Consider the following 17,082-nt stretch of genomic DNA (forward strand, 5'->3'; position numbering starts at 1 on the left):
CCGCTGCTCTACCAGCTGAGCTAATGACCCAATTCAAATTGTACCTGGCGCGGGAGTGGTGGGTCATGATGGATTCGAACCATCGACCAACGGATTAAAAGTCCGCTGCTCTACCAGCTGAGCTAATGACCCCTGCCGCGGACGCATATCTTACTTATTTAAATTTCCAGCGCAACCAAAAATTACCAGAATGGTCATTTTCTTTGTTCAACTGCTTAAAATGCCAGCACAAAATCCTGAGCTTGGGTTAAACAGAAACGAACAGTAGCATTTATGTACAGAAAAACGCCAGCAATGACCGAGGCTCAGCAAGGTCCACTCGTTTCTATTTATCGCATTTTTTTGATTTTCAGCTTCAATCTGCAGATCAGATAGCGGCTATTTTCTTGCTGAAAAAAATGATGAAGAGTATTTTATCCGACAAAAAGTACATAAAAAAACCCGGTATTCACCAGGTTTTTATTCAGCACAGCTATTCGCTTACAGAGTTTCTAACTTTGCCTTCGCTGCTTTTGCAGGCTTAGACTGTGGATACTTGCTGACTAAAAGCTGATAAAACTGCTTGGCTGCAGCTGTATCCCCTTCTCTTTCTGCCAGTTGACCCAATTTAGCCAGAGAATCTGCAGCTTTGGCAGACTGCGGATACTGAGCTACTACACGTTCAAACTGAGCTTTGGCCTTCAGCAGTTCGTTTTTAGTGAAAAACAATTGGCCTAACCAATAGTAAGCATTAGGTGCGTAGCTGGAATCAGGGTAAGAGCGGACGAAATTCTCAAATGCAGGAATAGCTGCATCGTAATTGCGATCTTTAAGCACCAGATTCACTGCACTTTCATACGTATCATTTTCCGACGGACTGGACGACGCAGCAGCACTGCCTGAATCTATAGTTTCAGCAGCCTGGGTTCCGCCAGCATTCACTAAAGCTGCAGGATTGCCTATAGGCGCCTGTTCAGCTGGTGTTGCGGCATTTTGTGTTGTCGGAGTGGCTGACGTTGAACCAGAAGTGGCACCTGAGCCTAATCTTCTGTCAATTTCCTGATAAATATTGCGTTGTTGCTGCAATATTTCTTCTAATTTGTAGGAATGCATTTCAGTCACGCCTCGCAGTTCAGACACTTCGTCTAATAAAGCGGACACTTGCTGTTGCATGGCAACCTGAGCATTAGCTCTGGCCTCAACAATACGTTCCAGCGCAGCTATACGGTCAGCCGTCGAAGCGTATTTTGGAGTCTGGATAGCGCCACCGCCAGCGCGGGACAGATCGGCTACTGGAGCCGGATCTGCCCACGAGGCAATGCTGATAACAGAAAGCGCAGTAACTAAATATTTTTTCACTGCTTTGCTTCGTATCAGTTATTAGTAAACTAAAACAGCGCGACGGTTTTTAGAGAACGCGCTTTCGTCGTTACCTTCAACAGCTGGTTTCTCTTCGCCGTAGCTAACTACTGACATCTGGCCAGCAGAAACGCCCAGGTTAGATAAGTATTGAGTCACAGACTGACCACGACGCTCACCTAACGCGATGTTGTACTCTGGAGTACCACGAGCATCAGTGTGACCTTCAACAGTTACAGTGATGTTAGTACGAGCACGTAAGAAAGCAGCGTGAGCTTCCAGAACAGAAGCGAATTCTGAACGGATTTCTGACTTGTCGAAGTCGAAGTAAATAGTGTTGTCCTGACGCAGAGCTTCTAATTGCTGACGCAGCAATTCTTCAGCTGACAGGCCTTGTTCAACCACTTGGTTCGTGTTTGCACCAGTGTTTGCATCAGTAGCAGCTACTTCATCAGTTGAGCTACAAGCAGCTAAAGTTAACACTGGCACTGCAACTAACAAGCCTTTTAAAACTTTGTTTAAGTTCATAATTGTTGTCCTTAGTAAATCAATTAACCAAATTTTTGTTTTTTATAAAAATGGTGACCAAGCCGGAGATTTGACTCTGCCGTTTGTCGCCGGTAACCGTGCTTTAAAGCGCCCATCCATGGATACCAGTGCCAGTACTTGTGACGAACCGTACAAAGTACTATAAATTATCATTGAGCCATTAGGCGCAATGCTTGGTGACTCGTCCAGATAAGTGCGAGTCAACACTTGCATATAGCGACTCTCAACGTCCATGCGGGCGATATTATACTGGCCATTTGTTCTGTTGACCATAACAATACCACGCCCATCTGGAGTATAAGATGCAGCTAAATTCATTTCTCCCTCAAATGTTACCCTTTCAGTAACACCAGAAGCTACATTTACGCTATAAATCTGTGGATTACCACCACGTTCTGAACTAAAAATGATTTTAGAACCATCTGGTGACCAGGAAGGCTCTGTATCAATGCGTCTATGATTCGTCAACTTTGTCAAGGCCTTAGTGGCAATATCCATCACATAAACTTCAGCATTGCCGTCTTTTGACAATACCATCGCCATCTTACGACCATCAGGTGACCACTTAGGCGCACTGTTAATTCCTTTAAAGCTGGTTAATATACTGCGACGGCCCGTATAAATATCTTGAATATAAATTTGTGACTGACGTTTCTCGAACGTCACATAAGCTAATTTGGTACCATCAGGTGACCAGGCCGGAGACATCAAAGGCTCTTTTGCTCTTAATAAGACCTGCTCATTTTCACCGTCGTAATCAGCGACAACCAGTTGATATCTGAAATCTGCTTTGTCGCGTACTAACACATAGGCTATTTTGGTCAAAAAAGCACCACGCTCACCCGTTAATTTTTCATAGACTATGTCGCTGATACGGTGAGCATATTGTCTGAACTGATCGCCGCTAATGGTAGTTTCACGCGCATCCAGTACATGAGTCAGGCCTGTGGTCAGTTGACCACCAATAATGGCAGAAGATGAACCACCGCCCGAAGCCCCTTTAAACACGTCCACTAACTCAAAACGCACAGCGTATCTGTTAATACCCACTTCGCGGATAGTACCAGTGACCACAGCTTCAACACCTTGTTTCATCCAGCGCTGATAATCGATTTCTTTGCTGTTCGTCGGCTGTTGTGGCATACGGGTAGCAGCTATAGGATTAAATTTGCCACTGCGCATTAAATCCGCGGACACAATATCGGCAATACGTTGATTGGGTAGTGTATTGCCTTCAAATTTAAATGGCACTATGGCAACAGGGCGAGCACTGTCCACACCATCTGTGATGACAATTTCTAAACTGGCATACGACTTTGCACTTAGCACCAGTGCAAACGCCACCAGGCTTTTTCCTATCAACTTCAGCATATTGTTATCTCAGTTCCGGTTGTAAAATAGTTGTGATGTCTTTTAATGCGTCATATACATCAGGGTCCGGTGACATAGGGAAGTTACCTGCCTTTTGTATTGCACGCATCGCCGAGTCACAAAGCGCTCTGTCACCGCCAATGATGGTGCTGGCAGTTACAAAACCATTGCTGGCCAAACGAATATTTACCCGACACTCTTTGCCACGCATTGTATCGTCTACAAACCAATTTTGCTGGATTTTCGCAACAATCATCGCCAGATAGCGTTGCTTTTCAGTCAGGATCTGACCTGCTTTCGCTGCCCGACGCGCATTTGCTTCTTCTTCCAACTGCTCAGCCAACATTTCTTCTGCGGCTTCGCGCTCACGCTTTTCTTTTTCGGCTTTGGCCTTTTCAGCTTTTTCTTTGGCTGCTTTTTCTTTAGCGGCCTTTTCTTTAGCTGCTTGTTCTTTTTTCTTCTTCTCTATTTCCTGCTGCTTTTTCTTCTCGTCATCTTGTTTCTTCTTTTCAGCTGCAAGCTTTTGCTGTTTCTCTTTTTCTATGGCCTGTTTTTTCTTTTCTTCAACAGCTTTTTTCTCTGCTATTTCGGCCTGTTTTTTCTCTTGTTCCTGCTTTTTCAAACGCTGTTCTTCAAGGCGTTTGTTACGCTCTTCCTGCTGCTTTTTCCTTTCCAGGTCTTTTAAGCGCTTTTCCTCAGCCTTTTTTTTCAGCTGATTTTCTTCTTTCATCTCGTCAAACTGCGACTGGTCGATCACAGTAGCGTTCAGTGGCGCGCTCAAATCGCCAGGCATGGGGACCACTAAAACTTCTTTGCTTTTAAAGAAATTAAAATTGGCAAATAACAGCACAACAACCAAAAGGTGTAAGCCACCCGAGATGATCAGCGACTTCTTAAACGCTGGTTCCATCTTAGTTTTGCTCCACATCGTCAGTCATTAAACCAACGGAAGGGGCACCGGCATCTTTCAGCAAGTTCAGTAACTGGATAATGGCAGAATAGTTAACACGGCCATCGCCTTTAATAATCACTTGGGTGCCAGGCTCTAACTGCAAAGTGCCAGCCACTTCCAACTGCATTTCCTGAGCGTTAAATGGACCTTTATTCACGCCATCTTTTTCAAAATAATACAAACCGCCTTCATCCACAGTCGCGACCAAAGGGGTTTTACCATCTTTCATTTGCTCTATAGGCTCGGCATCTGATTTAGGTAACTCAACTTTTACACCTTGTGTGATGATAGGTGTGGTTACCATAAAAATAATCAACAGCACCAACATAACATCTATGTAGGGAACTACGTTGATCTCGGCCACCATACGGCGCTTTTTGCGGACGTACATTAGTTGTTTTCTCCGTTGGCCATCGCCTGACGGTGCAGAATATTAGCGAACTCTTCCACAAAGTTTGCGTAGGCACTTTCCAGCATTTCCACTTTATGAGAAAACTTGTTGTATGCAATAACCGCAGGGATAGCTGCAAATAAACCAATAGCTGTTGCGATCAAAGCTTCAGCAATACCTGGCGCAACCATGGCCAGTGTGGCCTGCTGGACCGCACCTAAAGCGATAAAAGAATTCATGATGCCCCAGACAGTACCAAACAGACCAATGTAAGGACTGATTGAGCCTACAGTGGCCAGAAATGGTAAGTGCATTTCCAGACGCTCTACTTCACGAGACAAACCAACACGCATAGCCCTTTGAGTGCCTTCCATCACAGCACCGGATTGACGGCTGTTTTTATGTAAACGGGCAAACTCTTTAAAACCTGCTTTAAACAGAGCTTCCACTCCAGTCACAGTGACTTTAGCGCTAACTTCATTGTAGAGTTTCGACAGGTCTATACCCGACCAAAACTTGTCTTCAAATTGCTTTGTTTCTTCAACGGCAATATTCAGTGCCTTGTTGCGTTGGATGATCATGGCCCACGACATGACAGACATGCCCACTAACAGCAACATAACCAGCTGCACTACTACACTAGCGTGAAGAATTAAATCAAGAACTGATAGTCCGCCTGTCACCAGATAACACCCCTAAAACATCGCGAGGTATTGCACTCGCTTTCATTAATGATAGTTTTACGCAGGCAATACTAACCTGCGCTGAACAAAGTAATTCTGCATCCGCGTTGTAGATTTCCTGCCAAAATACCAAACTGGCCTTTTTTAACTGTCTAATCTCACTTTTTACCAACAAAAGCTGATTAAACCTTCCCGGCTTATGGTTTTCCATCTGCACACTTTTCACAACAAAACCAATATCCTGACGAAGCAACAAGTCTTGTTCGACACCTAAACTTCGAAGCCATTCTGTTCTGGCTCTTTCAAAGAATTTCAGATAGTTAGCATAATATACTACGCCACCTGCATCGGTGTCTTCGTAATATACTCTGACCGGAAATTCAAACACCACAAGCTTCATACTTTTCCGTCATCCAAATTGGCCGCTATGATATTGGAGGCCACAGCTGAACTCAACAGGGCGAACCTGCTCAGCGCTAAATATTTTTATTCCGGAATTATTTCAGGGCCGTTAAAAAACCTCTGGTTCTGATATTCACGAAAAGTTTCGTCTTCGCGATGGATGGGGAAAAAACAGCGATTAATGGTTATTTTTCCGGTTCAAAAGTTTTTCATGTAAAAATTAGTAATTCCCAACAACTATTCAACTTATTCAGCCAAGCTTAATTTTCAAGGCCTTGGCAAGAGTCACCAGATAAATTTGATTAAAATTCACCCAAAGAAGATATTTATTCAGATTAGAAAAATTAATGTCAAATCTCAATTTTTCTAGTTTGAAGTAAATGCACTAACTCCCTAAAATGCCTCCGTGTTCTGAGCTAGCGCAAAAGTTCCGGCCTTGTGCCCTAACTTTAGTGATGAATACTGGTGATGTGATTATCTGTTCGAAGATGATTATGTTGCTTCTCAACATGTTCCCTGGATTTTGAAGATTTACTTCAACTTGTTGCATTCGCCCGCTAATTTAGCGGGCTTTTTTTTACATTTTGCTGTCCTGCAAAATGCCCGGTCGGGCCACCGTCGCTTCGCTCCTGTGTTAAAAATCGCTCCAGACGATTTTTTCGCCGCCATCCATAGCGCCATTCAGCACGTGGCCTGCACTGTTCAAAAAACAGCAGGATAGCTGTTTTTCACAGCTTTAGCTGCCGAAGGCGAACATCAGGGACGATGTGAGTGAAATTCGTTCCTGACGAATTTACTCGGGCTATCCTTGCCCTCGCCTTATCAGGCAAGCTGAAGCTGTTCAAAATCGCTCCCGGCGATTTTGTGTGTCCAATGAGAAGGAATACTTACTTAATTCGATTCTGGTAAATCAAAGCCAAAGTGTTTGTAAGCAGCGGGGGAGACGATGCGGCCTCGTGGCGTGCGCTGGATAAAACCTTGTTGAATTAAAAAAGGCTCTATTACATCTTCAATGGTTTCTTTCTCTTCGCCTATAGCGGCCGCCAGGTTATCCAGCCCTACAGGCCCACCACCGAATTTTTCGATGATAGCCAGCATTAACTTGCGGTCCATATAATCAAAACCACTGGCGTCAACGTCTACCATATGCAATGCAGCAGAGGCTATTTCCACTGGTACCAGACCATTGGATTTGACCTGAGCAAAATCTCTGACTCTTCGCAGCAGACGGTTGGCAATACGAGGTGTGCCACGGGAGCGCCTGGCTATTTCTGTCGCTGCAGGCAGTTCAAGTTCTAAATTCAGATAGTGCGCTGAACGTAAAATAATTTGTGCCAGCTCATCCACCTTATAAAATTCCAGTCGCTGCACTATACCAAAGCGGTCACGTAGTGGCGAGGTTAAAGCACCGGCTCTGGTGGTTGCACCTATTAAGGTAAAAGGCGGTAATTCGAGCTTGATAGAACGGGCAGCTGGCCCCTCGCCTATCATGATATCCAGCTGATAGTCTTCCATTGCCGGATATAAAATCTCTTCCACTACAGGACTTAGACGATGAATTTCATCGATAAACAGTACATCGTTGGGTTCCAGATTGGTCAGAAGCGCTGCTAGATCACCGGCTTTTTCCAGCACGGGACCAGAGGTGTTTTTAATATTCACGCCCATTTCATTGGCGACCACCATAGCCAGTGTGGTTTTACCCAGACCAGGCGGTCCGAAAATCAGCAAATGATCCAAAGGTTCCCCACGACCGCGGGCTGCTTCGATAAAAATGGCCATCTGCTCTTTGACATGAGACTGCCCGGTATAATCCGCCAATGACTTGGGACGGATGGCGCGGTCAATCAGCTCATCTTCACGACTGGCTTTGGTATCGATCAGACGATCGGCTTCTATCATGAGTCTTCCTGGTTAAATCTGGTTTAAATCATACTGCGCAATGCCAGTTTGATCAGCTGTTCGCTGGTCATATCGGCCTGCTTAATTTTTTGTACTGCTTTGCTGGCTTGCAACTGGCTATAACCCAGAGCCACTAATGCACTGATCGCATCTTGCTCTGCACTTTCCACCAGTTCAAACGAGTCTACTTCATCGCCGTTTAGCACCAAATGATCGGTGACAGGAGTGCTGGGCGTCAGCCCCCAGTCTTTTAAGCGATCGCGCATTTCAATCAACAAACGTTCTGCTGTTTTTTTACCAACACCAGGTAATTTCACCAGGGTGCTGATATCGTCATGCTGCACACAACGGACAAACTGCTGCGCTGAGAGGCCAGATAAGATAGTAAGAGCTAACTTCGGCCCTATGCCATTGGCTTTTATCAACTGTCGAAACAAAGCCCGTTCCGGGCTGGTATGAAAACCATAAAGAAGCTGTGCATCTTCCCGCACCACAAAATGGGTGTAGACCACAGCTTCTTTACCGACTTCTGGCAGTTTATAAAAACTGGTTAATGGCAACTGAACTTCGTAACCCACACCTGCAACATCTATTAATAAATCCGGCGCCTGTTTTTCTAAAATAACACCACGTAATAATCCAATCACAGTCAAAAGCTCCGGTATTCAGAAAAAATCAGCGCAGGCGGCCGCGTACTGTTTTGGTGGCCTGCCCTGCCATATGCAATAAACTTTGGTGAGTATGCCCGTGACACATAGCCACGGCAAGAGCGTCGGCGGCATCGGCTTGCGGATTGCCTGGTAATTTCAATAAGGTGCGGATCATATGCTGAACCTGAGTTTTGTCAGCAGCACCTGTACCTACCACAGCTTGTTTCACCTGACGGGCGGAGTATTCAAAGACTTCAAGCCCGGCATTTTTTGCAGCGACAATAGCGGCACCACGAGCCTGGCCCAGCTTTAAAGCGGAGTCCGGATTACGTGCCATAAACACTTGTTCTATTGCAAATACATCAGGCTGGGTTTGCTGAATAATTTCACTGACACCATCAAAAATTTGTTTTAACCGATCAGGAATATCAGTCAGAGTTAAACGAATACAGCCACTGGCAATGTATTCAAACTTTTGGCCTGTCTGACGTACCACCCCGTAGCCTGTTAAACGGCTGCCGGGGTCAATACCTAGGATGACAGCCATTAAGGCACTAACGCCATGACGTCATCCGCAATCTCAGCATTGTGGTAAACGTTTTGTACATCGTCGAAATCTTCCAGCATGTCGATCAGTTTAAAAAACTTCACTACATGATCCGCATCTATTTCAGCCTTGACGGAAGGCATCATGGTAATTTCAGCATCATCCGCTATTAACTTCGCAGCCTCCAATGCTTCCCGTACATCGTTAAAACTGTCAGGGCTGGTGATCACTTCAATGCTGCCATCGTCATGGCTGACTACATCTTCAGCGCCAGCCTCTAAAGCGACATCCAGCACCTGATCTTCAGATAAACCCGGCGCAAAGGAGATCATGCCTTTTTTACTGAATAAATAGCTGACAGAACCTGCAGTGCCCATATTGCCGTATTTGGTAAACGCACTGCGAACATCAGCCACTGTGCGCTTATGGTTGTCGGTCAGGGTTTCGACCACTATAGCCACACCACAAGGGCCATAACCTTCGTATACCAGCTCTTCATAATTGCTGCCATCCTGCTCACCTGCGCCTCGTTTAATAGCCCTGTCTATTGCGTCACGGGTCATATTATTTAAAAGCGCCTTAGCCACAGCTGTGCGTAAGCGTGGATTAGCGTCCACATCCGCGCTGATACGGGCTGAGACGGTCAGCTCACGAATAAGTTTGGTGAAAATCTTGACCCGCTTGGCATCCTGACGAGCTTTGCGGTGCTTCATGTTAGCCCATTTACTATGACCAGCCATGTGCATCAAACTCCATTGTAATTATAAAAGTGAAGCGGCCTTAGCCGCTTCAACATAGTTCATCAAAAGCGCGCAATAACGGTTGCGGCACTTCGTCAGTTATTGTTTTTTTACCACTTGAATACCCAGCTCGGCCAGTTGAGCCGGATTGGCTTCACCTGGTGCATCAGTCAATGGACAAGCAGCGGTGGCCGTTTTTGGAAAGGCCATTACATCACGAATTGAAGTAGCGCCGGTCATTAACATCACCAGACGGTCTAAACCAAAAGCTAAACCTGCATGTGGAGGAGCACCATAACGTAAAGCTTCTAATAAGAAACCAAACTTCTCAGCGGCTTCTTCATCACTGATCCCCAGCAACTGGAATACTTTGGCTTGCACCTCTGGCGTGTGGATACGTACTGAACCACCACCTAACTCAGTACCGTTGAGTACCATGTCGTAGGCGTTGGATAACAAGGCTCTGTGATCCAGTTTGTCCATTTCGGTGGCCAGAAATTCAGCTGTATCCAAAGGTGATGTAAAGGGATGGTGTACAGCAGAAAAACTGCCATCATCGTTTTCTTCGAACATTGGGAAATCAACCACCCACAATGGCTTCCAGCCTTGAACTGTTAAAGCTAAATCTTCACCTAACTTCAGACGCAAGGCACCCATAGCTTCACAGACCACTTTGTAGCTGTCTGCACCGAAGAAAATTAAGTCGCCAGAAGTCGCTTGGGTACGGCTTAAAATTTCGCTGATAATTTCAGGTGTTAAAAACTTGGCCACAGGAGACTGAATACCCTCAGCGCCAGCGTTAATATCATTAACCTTTAACCAGGCTAAACCTTTAGCACCATAAATGCCGACAAAAGCCGTGTAGTTGTCGATGTCTTTCCTTGATACTTTTTCAGCGGCACCAGGTACTTTTAGCGCAACCACACGACCTTTTTTATCGTTTGCAGGGCCTGAGAATACTTTAAACTCAACCTCTTTTAACAAGTCTGCCACGTCAACAAACTGCATAGGGTTACGCAGGTCCGGTTTGTCTGAACCGTATAAACGCATGGCTTCGTTGTAAGTCATCCGAGGCATTTTACCTAAATCGACATTCAAAAGTTCGAGGAACATCTGGTGAACCATCTGTTCTGTTACTTCCATCACTTGTTCAGAGGTCATGAACGAAGTTTCAATATCAATCTGGGTAAATTCTGGCTGACGGTCAGCCCGTAAATCTTCGTCACGAAAACATTTAACGATTTGGTAATAACGGTCTAAACCCGCCATCATCAGCAATTGCTTAAACAGCTGAGGTGATTGTGGCAAAGCGAAAAACTGACCTTTGTGCGTGCGGCTTGGCACTAAATAGTCACGGGCACCTTCAGGAGTCGCTTTGGTCAGAATCGGCGTTTCAACATCTAAAAAGCCATTACTATCCATAAAGTTACGCACAAAGCTTGTCACTTTAGCGCGGAACTTTAAACGGTCACTCATCAAAGGGCGGCGTAAATCAATATAACGGTACTTTAAGCGCTGCTCTTCACTGTTGTTCTGGTTTGAATCCAACGGCAAAGGTGCTGATTTATTAAGAATTGTCAGGCTGGAGGCATACACTTCCACTTCACCTGTGGCCATTTCGCTATTGACCTGAGACTCTGGACGGGCACGCACTGTGCCTGTTAATTGCACACAAAATTCGTTGCGTAAATCAGCAGCCTGAGAGAATAAGTCGGTTAAATCCGGATCAAAAAATACCTGAACCAGGCCTTCGCGGTCGCGTAAGTCAATAAAAATCAAACCACCTAAATCACGACGACGGTTTACCCAACCACATAATGAAACCTGTTGACCTATGTTTTCTGCCTTTAATGAACCGCAATAATGGCTACGCATTAACTTATCCTTTCAGTCGAACTTTAATCTGCCTGCGAAAATGAGCGCTAATTATATAGAAAAGACGCTTAATGTCACTGCTCTTAAGGCCTGTTGAGGTTTGGAAATTAAATTTTGTTTGTTCTGGCAGTGCTTTGATCGCAAAACGAGGATTAGCAACTAAAGCGATATTGGCTTTTGCCATGTTGTTTGACCTGATACATCAGCTTGTCGGCAGACTTTAATAAAGTTGCCGCATCCGTGCCGTCATGCGGGTAAATCGCTATGCCAATGCTGGCGCCTACGCTGGCCTGGCACACCGACAAAGCCAGTGGTTCCTGCAGATAAAGTAATATTTTCTCTGCCACTATGGCCGCATCATCTTTATCAACCAGACCTGTTAATAAAATCACAAACTCATCGCCACCAAAACGAGCCACAGTATCCGTTTTACGTACACAATGACTCAAAAGCGCCGATAACTTCACCAGCATCTCATCGCCCACATCATGACCATACTGATCATTCACCAGTTTAAAACCATCCAGATCAATAAACATCAGAGCCAGCATTTCGTTATGGCGGGCATGCTGATGCAATGCTGTCTGCAGGCGTTCAATCAGCAGACTGCGATTGGGCAGTTGAGTTAAATCATCATGCCCTGCCATAAAACGCATTTTTTCTTCGATTTTACGGCGTAAATTCACTTCACGGCGCAAAGAGAAATTCCAAATCAAAAAACCAACAATAACCAACAGTGACACAGCGGCGATTTGCAGCACAAGCCGGATCACCCGGCTTTGATCCAACCCCTGCTTGATCTCCAGATCCAGCCATTTATCCTGCAAACTTTTCCTGTCCGCATCATTAATGGTTTTAATACCTTTATTCAGGATCACCAATAACTCCGGCAAGTCTTTATGCACGCCAAAATAAGAAGGGTAAACAGCCAGATCCGTTGGTAAGTAAGCTCTTAAATTAACATAGCGGGGATCTCGCATTGCAATGCCTGAAGCCACTACAGTATCCAGTGCAAAATCAGCCTGCCCTGAAACGACCATCTCCAGACCTTCATCCAGGCTATCCACTGCGATAATCTGATGTTGTTTAAACTCATTTTTTAGCTGCTTTGCATATTGGTAGTCACGCATCACAGCGATACGTTTACCCTCCATCTCTGCCACTTTGGTGTCAAATCTGGCATCGTGTTTGCCTATCAGGATCCATTGCAAAGTCCAGTAATCAATGCTGAATGCACTGTAATTACGCCGCTCTGGTAAATCTGAAATGTTGGCCACCATATGCAACTTTCCGTCTTTAAAATCAGTCAGTAATTGCTCCCAGTTGCTGTAGGGTTGCGGCACAAAATGCACGCCCAAGCGTTGATTCAGCAGTTTCAGTAAATCAGCAGTAATGCCCTGAGCTTCGCCTTTTTCATCCACAAATTCCACTGGACGCCAGTTGCTCAGCACGCCAACCCGGATCTGCTGATGTTGATTTAACCAGTGTCGCTCGGCTGCAGTTAAAGGTACTTTATCGCGAAATGTCTGAAAATAGCCCCCAGCCTCTTTATCAAGCCAGCGACTTTCAATCTCAACCATTTCATCCAGACTGATCTGTGAAAAACCTTGCTGCACCCTTTGATACAACTCTTCATCTTCGGTGCGGATCAGGGAGTACACCGCAGATTCATAACGAATTCCCGGAAAGACTTTAAGGCTGCCCTGACTACTGTTTTGTAGCAGACGCGCGCGAACTATGACATCAGAGGCTAAAAAACCGCTTAATTGGTTCTTTAACACCGCTTCAATCATCTGATCAACGGTATCAAAGACTTTCAATCTTGCATCCGGAAACTGCTGTTGCAGCTGCGGACCCAAACTGGCTGTATGCAGTAAGCCGAATGTGGCACCTTTGAGTTGCTCTGGATCAGTCAAATCAGAGGTACTGTTGTAAAATAACGAGGAGTAAATATTGTATAAATGGTAAGCGGGTTTCAGGCCGGTGAATTTTTCCTCATTTTCCACCTGAGCCATTTGCACATCAATACGGCCTTTACGCAAATAAGCCAAAGAATCTTCCGACTGATTGGGTACAAAGCTGATAGCAACACCGGTTTTTTTTGACCATAACCGCCATAAATCAACAAAAACCCCTTGTACATCCCCTATAGAACTGACGTGCATAAAAGGCTGGTTACCAACAGATACGCCCACTAACAAGGTATCAGGGTCTGTATCCACACCGAGCCATTTCCGTTCCAATTGATCCCTGAACGCCATATCCACAGCATCTGCCGCAGCGTTTAACTGCTGCAACAATAGCGATTGATTTTGTCCGACCGCAAAAGTCAGCTCGATCTTTCGCACCGGAACTTTTTTATAGACAGGATAAAATGCCATCAGCTCTTTGTAACTATCATAACGGGGTGGTAATCGATCAAGGCCAGTAAAAGCTTTAATTTCGCCCCTTAACGCAGAGTCGTACATTTGAGACACTGAGTCGTAATGTTTGAGTACCAGATCGGGTTGTTGTTGGGTCAGGCTGTCAATGTGAGTGGATCGCTCAACCACGCCCACCAGATGAGGTCTTAAATCAGTTAAGTTATGAACTCCGGCCAGATCGCGGTGCACAAACACATTGCTGAATATATCCAGATAACTTTGGCCCAATAAATAAGCTTGCTCCCTTTCAGCAGTTCGCCCCAGGCCACCGTGTAAATCAATGACACCAGTGCTCAGCATACTCAGGGTATCGGCCCAGTCAGCGGCAACAAACTCTGTTTTGATGCCCTGCTGTCTTGCAATTTCTCGCCAGTAATCCACCACCAAACCCGCAGGCTGGCCTTGCTCATCAACAAACATATAGGGATAAGTGTCGCTGGAGATGCCTATTTTCAGCGAAGCAGGAAGTGAACTGACAGCTGCAGAGTCTTGCGCCTGCAAAGTACAGCTCATAAGTAACACACACAACAACAGCAACTTTTTTATCATGTTGAAGATAGAATTTTCACCTTGGTTTAACAGCCCGAATGCAGCGATAATGCGCGTCTTAATTTTCCTGAAACCTCTTACCACGGAAATCGCAGATGCTTTATCTTGGCTGCCCGGTCTGGGCTAACCCCCAGTGGAAAAACCTGATATTTAACAGCAAGCTGGATCCGTCAGACTTTCTTGCTAACTATAGTCGGTATTTCAACTCTGTAGAGGGCAACACCAGCTTTTATGCTGATCCTTCTCCCCAGACTGTCATGCGCTGGAAGGAACAAAGTAGCGATGGCTTCCGTTTTACCTTAAAAGTTCCTAAGCGGTTAAGTCATCAGTTTCAACAGTTCCAGCATGCCGAGTTACAACTTTGGCTTGATCTGATAGCGCCATTGGCAGACAAATTAGCCATGGTACATTTACAGCTGCCGGCCTATTTTTCGCCAGAGCACTTAAGCTGGCTCAAACAAATGCTCACTACCTTATGCTCATCCTTTTCTGTAGCCGTAGAAGTGCGCCATCCGGTGTTTTTTGATAAAGCAGAACATGAAATCGGCCTGAACCGTTTATTGCGTGACTTTGATGCCGAGCGGGTGATTTTTGACAGCAGAGCTTTATTTTCAGTGCCAGCTACTACTGCAGCATTACTCGATGCGCAGCGGAAAAAACCTTATTTACCAGTGCACGCTTTGGCTTTGACTAAACAGCCTATGCTGCGTTTTGTTGGCACTGACGATATGGCTATTAATCAACATTATTATCAACCCTGGCTCGGAAAAGTCCGGCAATGGCTGGATGAAGGTAAAACGCCTTTTTGTTTTTTTCACAGTCCGGATAATTTAACTGCTCCGCAGTTAGCCCGGCAGTTTGTATTGGATTTAGGTATCGATCATCCACTGTTGGCGCCCTGGCCTGAACACCAAAACCAGCTTAGTCTGCTTTGATTTCGCCCAAAGCCAAAATACGTTAAACTAGCCGCCAATTACAGGTATGAAGTTATTCCATTGATGCAAAAAGATCATATATACGCCGACCCTCTGGGCCATATCCAGGATTTTTGTTTTGACTCTGCCGTGGTTGATGTCTTTCCGGACATGATCCAGCGCTCTGTACCTGGTTATCAAACCATTATTCAGACCATAGGCAAGCTGACCCAACGTTTTCAGCAAGCCAACAGCAACTATTACGACTTAGGTTGTTCGTTAGGAGCCGCAAGCTTAGCTATGCGCCGCCAGATCACTGAACCAGGTTGTCAGTTAATAGGTGTGGATAACAGCGCTGCTATGGTCGAACGCTGCACCAGTCATTTACAGGCTTTTCGTTCTGAGGTACCAGCTACTGTGTTATTGGCAGATATCCGCAATGTACCTATGGAAAACGCTGCTGTTATAGTCAGTAATTTCACGTTGCAGTTTTTAGCCAAAGAAGACAGAGCACGCCTGATTGAGCGTATTTATCAGGCGCTTAAACCAGGTGGTATTTTTGTGTTATCGGAAAAAATTGTCGAACCCGATACCACCACTCATGAATTGCTGATTGATTTACACCACGACTTCAAACGCGCCAATGGCTACAGCGAGCTGGAAATCAGCCAAAAACGCACAGCACTTGAAAATGTAATGCGCCCCGACAGTCTGGCTGAACATAAAGCACGCTTGTCTGCTGCAGGCTTTGAACATATCAGCCTGTGGTTTCAGTGTTTTAACTTTTGCTCTATGGTCGCAATAAAAGCAACAGAGGAGCCGCGATGAGTCGTTTTCAACGTTTTTATCAGCAAATTGCCAGCAATAAACTACTGCACTGGCTGGAAACCCTGCCAGCTCAATTAAAAAGCTGGGAGCAGGAGGCTTTGCATGGCGATTTTAAGCAATGGCAAAAAGTACTGGACCATTTGCCTGTTGCACCGAAAAACTGTGTTGAACTGAAAAACAAAGTCGAATTTGGCCTGCCCGAAGATGTAAATGACGGCCAGAAACAGCGGCTTGAAGTGCTGTTGCGACAATTGATGCCATGGCGCAAAGGCCCTTTTACTCTGCATGGATTAACCATTGATACTGAATGGCGATCTGATTGGAAATGGGACAGAGTTTTACCTCATATCAGCCCGCTTCAACACAGAACAGTGCTGGATGTGGGCTGTGGCAGTGGTTACCATCTGTGGCGGATGAAAGGTGAAGGTGCAGAATTTGTCGTAGGTATTGACCCTTCGCAGCTGTTTTATTGCCAGTTTGAAGCAATCAAACATTTTAATCCCGACCCAACAGTACATTTATTACCAGTTGGCATAGACGATATGCCGGACCTAAAAGCTTTTGATACGGTGTTTTCCATGGGCGTATTGTACCACCGCCGTTCCCCTGTCGACTTCTTAGCTCAGTTGAAACAACAACTGCGTCCTGGTGGTGAACTGGTGCTGGAAACCCTAGTGATTGAAGGCGATGAACAAGCCGTATTAGTGCCCACTGACCGCTACGCAAAAATGCGTAACGTCTGGTTTATTCCAAGCACAGCGGCATTATTACTTTGGTTACAGCGGGTCGGTTTTAAAAACGCCAACGTAGTGGATTTATCTGTCACCAGTCTGGATGAACAACGTAAAACCGGCTGGATGGAAAATGAAAGTCTGATTGATTTTCTTGACCCAACTGATCATAGTAAAACCATTGAAGGCTATCCGGCGCCGCTACGTGCTGTGATAGTGGCTCAGGCTTAAACAGAA

General features: G+C 45.4%; 17 protein-coding genes and 1 tRNA gene. 3 read left to right on the forward strand and 15 right to left on the reverse strand.

The window, feature by feature from the left end; translation table 11 throughout:
• Positions 1–56 precede the first annotated feature (56 nt).
• From RHEIN_RS11940 to RHEIN_RS12015, 15 genes are all read right to left on the reverse strand, one after another.
• Positions 57–132: transfer RNA gene (locus RHEIN_RS11940), tRNA-Lys, on the reverse strand.
• 348 nt (positions 133–480) lie between these two features.
• Positions 481–1,338, reverse strand: a complete 858-nt coding sequence (gene ybgF, locus RHEIN_RS11945) for a tol-pal system protein YbgF (RefSeq protein ID WP_008899228.1) — start codon at positions 1,336–1,338, stop codon at positions 481–483.
• 21 nt (positions 1,339–1,359) lie between these two features.
• Complete coding sequence (pal, locus tag RHEIN_RS11950) at positions 1,360–1,866, reverse strand: peptidoglycan-associated lipoprotein Pal (protein ID WP_008899229.1); 507 nt, start codon at positions 1,864–1,866, stop codon at positions 1,360–1,362.
• A 42-nt stretch (positions 1,867–1,908) separates the two neighbouring features.
• Complete coding sequence (tolB, locus tag RHEIN_RS11955) at positions 1,909–3,258, reverse strand: Tol-Pal system beta propeller repeat protein TolB (RefSeq protein WP_008899230.1); 1,350 nt, start codon at positions 3,256–3,258, stop codon at positions 1,909–1,911.
• A gap of 4 nt (positions 3,259–3,262) precedes the next feature.
• Positions 3,263–3,988 carry a cell envelope integrity protein TolA gene (tolA, locus tag RHEIN_RS11960; RefSeq protein WP_158005483.1) on the reverse strand — a complete coding sequence of 242 codons (726 nt, stop codon included), beginning with the start codon at positions 3,986–3,988 and terminating at the stop codon, positions 3,263–3,265.
• Positions 3,989–4,169: 181 nt separating this feature from the next.
• Complete coding sequence (gene tolR, locus RHEIN_RS11965; RefSeq protein WP_008899232.1) at positions 4,170–4,601, reverse strand: protein TolR; 432 nt, start codon at positions 4,599–4,601, stop codon at positions 4,170–4,172.
• Positions 4,601–5,284 (reverse strand): protein TolQ, encoded by a 684-nt coding sequence (gene tolQ, locus RHEIN_RS11970; protein ID WP_040555136.1) that lies wholly within the window; start codon positions 5,282–5,284, stop codon positions 4,601–4,603. Before tolQ ends, tolR begins: the two co-directional genes overlap by 1 nt.
• The gene (gene ybgC, locus RHEIN_RS11975) at positions 5,259–5,684 is read right to left on the reverse strand and encodes a tol-pal system-associated acyl-CoA thioesterase (protein ID WP_008899234.1); all 426 of its coding nucleotides are present in this window, start codon (positions 5,682–5,684) and stop codon (positions 5,259–5,261) included. The genes tolQ and ybgC overlap by 26 nt, the downstream gene beginning before the upstream one ends.
• An 893-nt stretch (positions 5,685–6,577) precedes the next feature.
• Entirely contained in the window at positions 6,578–7,588 is a 1,011-nt protein-coding gene (gene ruvB / locus RHEIN_RS11985) for a Holliday junction branch migration DNA helicase RuvB (protein ID WP_008899235.1), read from the reverse strand.
• Positions 7,589–7,611: 23 nt separating this feature from the next.
• Entirely contained in the window at positions 7,612–8,235 is a 624-nt protein-coding gene (gene ruvA / locus RHEIN_RS11990; protein WP_008899236.1) for a Holliday junction branch migration protein RuvA, read from the reverse strand.
• Positions 8,236–8,263: 28 nt separating this feature from the next.
• On the reverse strand, positions 8,264–8,785 hold the full coding sequence (ruvC, locus tag RHEIN_RS11995; RefSeq protein ID WP_008899237.1) for a crossover junction endodeoxyribonuclease RuvC: 522 nt from the start codon (positions 8,783–8,785) through the stop codon (positions 8,264–8,266).
• Positions 8,785–9,525: a YebC/PmpR family DNA-binding transcriptional regulator gene (locus RHEIN_RS12000; RefSeq protein WP_008899238.1), complete on the reverse strand. Its 741-nt coding sequence runs from the start codon at positions 9,523–9,525 to the stop codon at positions 8,785–8,787. The genes ruvC and RHEIN_RS12000 overlap by 1 nt, the downstream gene beginning before the upstream one ends.
• Before the next feature lie 99 nt (positions 9,526–9,624).
• A complete protein-coding gene (gene aspS / locus RHEIN_RS12005; RefSeq protein ID WP_008899239.1) occupies positions 9,625–11,400 on the reverse strand; it encodes an aspartate--tRNA ligase in 1,776 nt (591 codons plus the stop codon).
• Between the two features lie 4 nt (positions 11,401–11,404).
• On the reverse strand, positions 11,405–11,584 hold the full coding sequence (locus RHEIN_RS21115; RefSeq protein WP_008899240.1) for a hypothetical protein: 180 nt from the start codon (positions 11,582–11,584) through the stop codon (positions 11,405–11,407).
• Entirely contained in the window at positions 11,553–14,336 is a 2,784-nt protein-coding gene (locus tag RHEIN_RS12015; RefSeq protein WP_158005484.1) for a transporter substrate-binding domain-containing protein, read from the reverse strand. The genes RHEIN_RS21115 and RHEIN_RS12015 overlap by 32 nt, the downstream gene beginning before the upstream one ends.
• A gap of 131 nt (positions 14,337–14,467) precedes the next feature.
• On the opposite strand from RHEIN_RS12015, the gene RHEIN_RS12020 reads away from it, so the two are divergent.
• The 3 genes from RHEIN_RS12020 to cmoB all read left to right on the forward strand — a co-directional run bounded on the left by RHEIN_RS12020 (position 14,468) and on the right by cmoB (position 17,076).
• Complete coding sequence (locus tag RHEIN_RS12020; RefSeq protein WP_008899242.1) at positions 14,468–15,307, forward strand: DUF72 domain-containing protein; 840 nt, start codon at positions 14,468–14,470, stop codon at positions 15,305–15,307.
• A 63-nt stretch (positions 15,308–15,370) separates the two neighbouring features.
• Positions 15,371–16,114 (forward strand): carboxy-S-adenosyl-L-methionine synthase CmoA, encoded by a 744-nt coding sequence (gene cmoA / locus RHEIN_RS12025; protein WP_008899243.1) that lies wholly within the window; start codon positions 15,371–15,373, stop codon positions 16,112–16,114.
• A complete protein-coding gene (gene cmoB / locus RHEIN_RS12030; protein WP_008899244.1) occupies positions 16,111–17,076 on the forward strand; it encodes a tRNA 5-methoxyuridine(34)/uridine 5-oxyacetic acid(34) synthase CmoB in 966 nt (321 codons plus the stop codon). The genes cmoA and cmoB overlap by 4 nt, the downstream gene beginning before the upstream one ends.
• Positions 17,077–17,082 lie beyond the last annotated feature (6 nt).

It is taken from the genome of Rheinheimera sp. A13L (assembly GCF_000217935.1).
Taxonomy (GTDB): domain Bacteria; phylum Pseudomonadota; class Gammaproteobacteria; order Enterobacterales; family Alteromonadaceae; genus Pararheinheimera.

What these genes read in the sequence shown, in the direction of transcription:
- ruvB (WP_008899235.1), bottom strand. Translation starts at nt 7,588, where the DNA reads ATGATAGAAGCCGATCGTCTGATCGATACCAAAGCCAGTCGTGAAGAT.
- pal (WP_008899229.1), bottom strand. Translation starts at nt 1,866, where the DNA reads ATGAACTTAAACAAAGTTTTAAAAGGCTTGTTAGTTGCAGTGCCAGTG.
- tolA (WP_158005483.1), bottom strand. Translation starts at nt 3,988, where the DNA reads ATGAAAGAAGAAAATCAGCTGAAAAAAAAGGCTGAGGAAAAGCGCTTA.
- RHEIN_RS12020 (WP_008899242.1), top strand. Translation starts at nt 14,468, where the DNA reads ATGCTTTATCTTGGCTGCCCGGTCTGGGCTAACCCCCAGTGGAAAAAC.
- ruvC (WP_008899237.1), bottom strand. Translation starts at nt 8,785, where the DNA reads ATGGCTGTCATCCTAGGTATTGACCCCGGCAGCCGTTTAACAGGCTAC.
- tolR (WP_008899232.1), bottom strand. Translation starts at nt 4,601, where the DNA reads ATGTACGTCCGCAAAAAGCGCCGTATGGTGGCCGAGATCAACGTAGTT.
- cmoA (WP_008899243.1), top strand. Translation starts at nt 15,371, where the DNA reads ATGCAAAAAGATCATATATACGCCGACCCTCTGGGCCATATCCAGGAT.
- RHEIN_RS12015 (WP_158005484.1), bottom strand. Translation starts at nt 14,336, where the DNA reads ATGAGCTGTACTTTGCAGGCGCAAGACTCTGCAGCTGTCAGTTCACTT.
- tolB (WP_008899230.1), bottom strand. Translation starts at nt 3,258, where the DNA reads ATGCTGAAGTTGATAGGAAAAAGCCTGGTGGCGTTTGCACTGGTGCTA.
- ybgC (WP_008899234.1), bottom strand. Translation starts at nt 5,684, where the DNA reads ATGAAGCTTGTGGTGTTTGAATTTCCGGTCAGAGTATATTACGAAGAC.
- RHEIN_RS12000 (WP_008899238.1), bottom strand. Translation starts at nt 9,525, where the DNA reads ATGGCTGGTCATAGTAAATGGGCTAACATGAAGCACCGCAAAGCTCGT.
- RHEIN_RS21115 (WP_008899240.1), bottom strand. Translation starts at nt 11,584, where the DNA reads ATGGCAAAAGCCAATATCGCTTTAGTTGCTAATCCTCGTTTTGCGATC.
- aspS (WP_008899239.1), bottom strand. Translation starts at nt 11,400, where the DNA reads ATGCGTAGCCATTATTGCGGTTCATTAAAGGCAGAAAACATAGGTCAA.
- cmoB (WP_008899244.1), top strand. Translation starts at nt 16,111, where the DNA reads ATGAGTCGTTTTCAACGTTTTTATCAGCAAATTGCCAGCAATAAACTA.